4 protein-coding genes are annotated in these 4,890 nt (G+C 73.9%); 3 read left to right on the top strand and 1 reads right to left on the bottom strand.

Features of this window, described 5'->3' with window-relative positions:
- The first annotated feature begins 179 nt into the window (after positions 1 to 179).
- Both WML84_RS12845 and WML84_RS12840 read left to right on the top strand, forming a co-directional pair.
- Positions 180 to 1,520 (top strand): hemolysin family protein, encoded by a 1,341-nt coding sequence (locus tag WML84_RS12845; RefSeq protein ID WP_347346534.1) that lies wholly within the window; start codon positions 180 to 182, stop codon positions 1,518 to 1,520.
- Positions 1,517 to 2,572, top strand: a complete 1,056-nt coding sequence (locus WML84_RS12840) for a hemolysin family protein (RefSeq protein WP_347346533.1) — start codon at positions 1,517 to 1,519, stop codon at positions 2,570 to 2,572. Before WML84_RS12845 ends, WML84_RS12840 begins: the two co-directional genes overlap by 4 nt.
- 246 nt (positions 2,573 to 2,818) lie before the next feature.
- Here the strand turns inward: WML84_RS12840 and WML84_RS12835 are convergent, their stop codons facing one another.
- A complete protein-coding gene (locus tag WML84_RS12835) occupies positions 2,819 to 3,886 on the bottom strand; it encodes an NADH:flavin oxidoreductase/NADH oxidase (RefSeq protein ID WP_347346532.1) in 1,068 nt (355 codons plus the stop codon).
- Between the two features lie 334 nt (positions 3,887 to 4,220).
- On the opposite strand from WML84_RS12835, the gene WML84_RS12830 reads away from it, so the two are divergent.
- The coding region (locus tag WML84_RS12830; RefSeq protein WP_347346531.1) for an ADP/ATP-dependent (S)-NAD(P)H-hydrate dehydratase at positions 4,221 to 4,890 on the top strand (670 nt) is incomplete at its 3' end.

Genomic DNA, 4,890 nt, shown 5'->3' with positions numbered 1-4,890 from the left:
CCCGCCAAGCACCCCGCAGGCACCCGGGCGGGGCGCATGCGCACCAGCGGTCCAGACGGACGGATGCCGGTGAGGCACCGGCATCCGACCTGCCTTAGACTGGTGCGCACCATGGACGACCCTCCCAGTAGACGTTCGCCCGACGTTCCCGCCTCCCGTCCGATCGGAGGCCGCGCGTGATCGACTACCTCATGCTGGGCGTCGGGCTCCTCCTCACGATCGGCACCGGCCTGTTCGTCGCGAGCGAGTTCGCGCTCGTCAACCTCGACCGCGCCGACCTCGAAGCCCGGCGCGCCGCCGGCGAGACGCGCCTCGCGCTCACGATCGAGGCGCTGAAGATCACCTCGACGCACCTGTCCAGCGCGCAGCTGGGCATCACGCTCACCACGCTGCTGACCGGCTACACGATGGAGCCGGCGCTCTCGAACCTCCTCCGCCCGGTGTTCGCCGCGTGGGGGCTGGCGGATGCCGTGTCGCGGCCGATCGCGACGGTGCTCGCGATCGGCATCGCCACGGTGTTCTCGATGATCATCGGCGAGCTCGTCCCGAAGAACTTCGCGCTCGCGGTGCCGCGCGCGACCGCCAAGCTCGCGCTCCCGTTCCAGGTCGCGTTCACGACCGTGTTCCGCCCCGCCGTGGCCCTGCTCAACGGCAGCGCGAACGGGGTGCTCCGCGCGATGGGCATCGAGCCCAAGGAGGAGCTGTCGGGCGCGCGCACCGCCGAGGAGCTGTCGAGCCTCGTGCGCCGCTCGGCGAGCGCCGGCGTGCTCGAGCAGGACACCGCGTCGCTCCTGGACCGCACGCTCACCTTCTCGCGCCTCACCGCCGACGACGTCATGACGCCGCGCCCGAGCGTGCACGCCGTCGCCGCGGGCGACAGCGTCGAGGAGGTCATCCAGCTCGCCCGGCGCACCGGCCACAGCCGGTTCCCGGTGTACGACGAGTCGATGGACGACATCACCGGCATCGCTCACGTCAAGCAGGCGATCAGCGTGCCGCGCGCGCGCCGCGCCGACGTGCCCGCGGCCGCGATCGCCGAGGAGCCGCTGCGCGTGCCCGAGGCGGTGCACCTCGACGCCCTCATGTCCGAGCTCCGCGCCCGCGGCTACCAGATGGCGATCGTCGTCGACGAGTACGGCGGCACCGCCGGCGTCGTGACGCTGGAGGACCTCGTCGAGGAGATCGTCGGCGAGGTGCTCGACGAGCACGACCGGCGCCGCGCGGGCGTCGTGCGGGCGGCCGGGGCGGTCATCTTCCCCGGCGACCTGCGGCCGGACGAGGTGCTCGATCGCACCGGCATCCGCGTGCCCGAGGGCGAGGTCTACGACACCGTGGGCGGGTTCCTCATGGCGAGCCTGGAGCGCATCCCGACCGTGGGCGACGCCGTCGAGATCGAGGACGGCACCCTCGTCGTGCAGCGCATGGACGGGCGGCGCGTCGACCGCGTGCGGTTCGTGCCGCATCCGCTGCCGGAGGGCGCCCCCGAAGCCGAGACCCTCGGAGGAGGTGACCAGCCGTGAGCGAGATCGCCGGAATCATCTGGCTCGTGGTCCTGCTGGTGTTCAACGCCTTCTTCGTGGGCGCCGAGTTCGCCGTCATCTCCGCGCGCCGTTCGCAGATCGAGCCGCTCGCCGAGAAGGGCTCGCGTTCGGCCCGCACCGCGCTGTACGCGATGGAGCACGCCACGCTCATGCTCGCGACCAGCCAGCTGGGCATCACCATCTGCTCCCTGCTGATCCTGAACGTCTCGGAGCCGGCGATCCACCACCTCCTCGGCGCTCCGCTCGGGCTCACCGGGTGGGACGAGACGGTCGTCGACGTCACCGCGTTCGTCATCGCCCTCGTGATCGTGTCGTACCTGCACGTCGTGTTCGGCGAGATGGTGCCGAAGAACCTCGCGTTCTCGGTGCCCGACCGTGCCGTGCTGATGCTCGCGACGCCGCTGGTGTGGTTCTCGCGGCTGTTCTACCCGGTGATCGTCTCGCTGAACTGGACCGCGAACCACATCGTGCGCCTGTTCGGCGTGCAGCCGAAGGACGAGGCGGCATCCACCTTCACGCTCGACGAGGTCGCCACGATCGTCAACCAGTCGCGCATCGAGGGCGTGCTCGACGACGCGTCGGGAACCGTCGTGGCCGCCGTGGAGTTCACCGACAAGAAGGCGGGCGACAGCGCCGTGCCGCTGTCGGCGCTCGTGACCCTGCCGGAGTCGACGACCCCCGACGAGATCGAGCGCGCGGTCGCCAAGCACGGCTTCTCGCGCTACGTGATCGTCGACGCCACGGGAGAGCCGCTCGGATACGTGCACCTGAAGGACATCCTCCGCGACGTCGACGACGCCGAGACGGATGCCGTGACCCGGCCCATCCCGCGCAAGCGCATCCACCAGCTGGTGCCGGTGTCGGAGACGACCGACCTCGAGGACGCGCTCGCGCTCATGCGCCGCTCGAGCTGTCACCTCGCGCGGGTGCGGGATGCCGCGGGCAGGACGACCGGGGTGCTCTTCCTGGAGGACATCATCGAGGAGCTCGTGGGCGAGGTGCACGACGCGACCCGCCGCCGGCGGTTCTGACGGCACGCGTTCGGAGCTCAGTCGCGGCGATGCGGGCGGCTGCGGCTCGGCGACGGCTCGGCCTGACGCGAACGGTCGCGCAGCCGTGCGCGGGCGACGACATGCGTCAGGTGAGCCATCACGGCGGGCGCTCGAGCGGGCGCGAATCGCCGGGTGGCTCGACGTGGGCGACCGTTCGAGCCGGGTGAGCACGGCGGTGCGATGCATGGCCGGGGCGTCGGGGCGTCGGTCCGAGCCGGCGTCGGCTCAGCGGCGGGCGCGGCGGTACTGCTGCGGCCACAGGGCCGCGTCGGTCTCGCCGAGCTCGCCCGCGGCCCGGAGGGCCAGGTGCGGGTCGCGCAGCCACTCGCGGCCGGCGAGGATCGCGTCGGCATCCCCGGCGGCGAGGATGCCCTCGGCCTGCAGCCCGTCGGTGATCTCGCCCACCGCCGCCACCGGCAGTCCGGTCGCGCGACGGACCTCGCGTGCGAACGCGACCTGGTAGCCGGGGCCGGTCGTGATCCGCTGGTGGGCGACGAGACCGCCGCTGGAGATGTCGAGGAAGTCCGCCCCGTGCTCCGCGGCCCATGCCGCGACGGTCGCGGTCTGCGCGACGTCCCAGCCGCCGTCGGCCCAGTCGGTGGCCGAGAAGCGCACGAGCACGGCCGCCTCGGGCGCCGCGGCGCGCACGGCGTCGACGACCCGCAGCAGCAGACGCGCGCGGTTCTCGAGCGAGCCGCCGTACTCGTCGGTGCGCAGGTTCGACAGCGGCGACAGGAACTGGTGCAGCAGGTAGCCGTGGGCCGCGTGCACCTCGAGCACGGCGAAGCCCGCCGCGACCGCGCGCGTCGCGGCGGCGCCGAACGCCTCGACGACGGCGTCGATGCCGTCTCGGTCGAGCGCGTCCGGCATCGCGAACCCGTCGAACGCGACCGCCGAGGGCGCCTGCGTCGTCCAGCCGCCGCGCTCGGCCGGCACCGACCCGCGCTCGCCCGAGAACGGCGACCACGTCGACGCCTTGCGTCCGGCGTGCGCCAGTTGGATGCCGGGGACCGCCCCGCGCCGCGCGATCGCCGCCGCGATCGGCGCCCAGGCGTCGCGCTGCGCGTCGTTCCACAGCCCGGTGTCCTCGGGCGAGATGCGCCCCTCCGGCACGACCGCGGTGGCCTCGGCGATGACGAGGCCCGCGCCGCCCGATGCGAACTGGGCGAGGTGCACGTGATGCCAGTCGTTCGGCACGCCGTCCGATGCCGAGTACTGGCACATGGGCGACACCCACAGCCGGTTGCGCACGGCGACCTCGCGGATCCGGATCGGGCTGAACAGCAGGCTCATGCTCGGGCTCAACCGCGTCGCGACGCGAGTATTCCCGTGGCGTCCTGTGTGCGGTCCGCTCGTGCACGCCGCCCGCCGTTCCCTGCCGGCTCGGGCCGAGCGGGCGCGAGGGGTCGCGTGGCGGTGAGGGGGCAAAGTGCGCCAGGCGACGGACCGGGCTCGGGCCGAGTGGGCGCGAATGGTCGTGCGAGGGCGGGTGGGCGGCAAAGTGCGCCAGGTGAGCGAGCCGATCTCTGCGCGAGCGGGCGCGAGGGGTCGCTGCGTGGCGCGGGCGCGACGAAGTGCGCCAGGTGGACCCGGCCGGCGGCGGACGCCGCGTGGGTAGGCTGACGCCATGACGGCACCCGCGGCGGAGTGGGCTCCGCGCCACGCGGCGGCGCACGTGCGCCTGCCCGACGCCGACGACGACAAGTATCGGCGCGGCGTGCTCGGCATGCGCACCGGCTCCGAGGCCTATCCGGGCGCCGCGGTGCTCGGCGTCGAGGCCGCCTGCCGCACCGGCGTCGGCATGGTGCGCTATCTCGGTCCCTCGCCCGCGCGCGAGCTCGTGCTGCAGCGCCGCCCCGAGGTCGTGGCCGGCGATGGACGCGTGCAGGCGTGGGTGATCGGCTCCGGCATCGACGCCGCGGCGCGCACGGATGCCGTGACCGACGGCCTGCGGTCGTGCCTGGCGGGGGAGGACCCCGTCGTCGTCGACGCCGGCGCCCTCGACCTCGCGCCGACGGCATCCGCCCCCGTCGTCGTGACGCCGCACGCCCGCGAGCACGACCGGCTGCGCGAGCTGCTCGGCCTTCCCGCCGTCGGGTCGGATGCCGGTCGCGAGGCGGCCGCGCGCGAGACCGCCCGCGTGCTCGGAGCGACCGTGCTGTTGAAGGGCGCCGTGACGATCGTCGCCACGCCCGGCGGCTGGTGCCGACGCGTCGCCGCCGGCACCCCGTGGCTCGCGACCGCCGGCACCGGCGACGTGCTGGCCGGGGCGATCGGCGCGCTCGTGGCGTCGGCCA

This window comes from Microbacterium sp. (assembly GCF_039812165.1).
GTDB lineage: Bacteria > Actinomycetota > Actinomycetes > Actinomycetales > Microbacteriaceae > Microbacterium.
This window is presented reverse-complemented; position numbering and strand designations above follow the sequence as displayed.

Bases quoted from the DNA above. Each gene is read 5' to 3' on its own strand.
- WML84_RS12835 (WP_347346532.1), bottom strand. From the start codon at position 3,886: ATGAGCCTGCTGTTCAGCCCGATCCGGATCCGCGAGGTCGCCGTGCGC.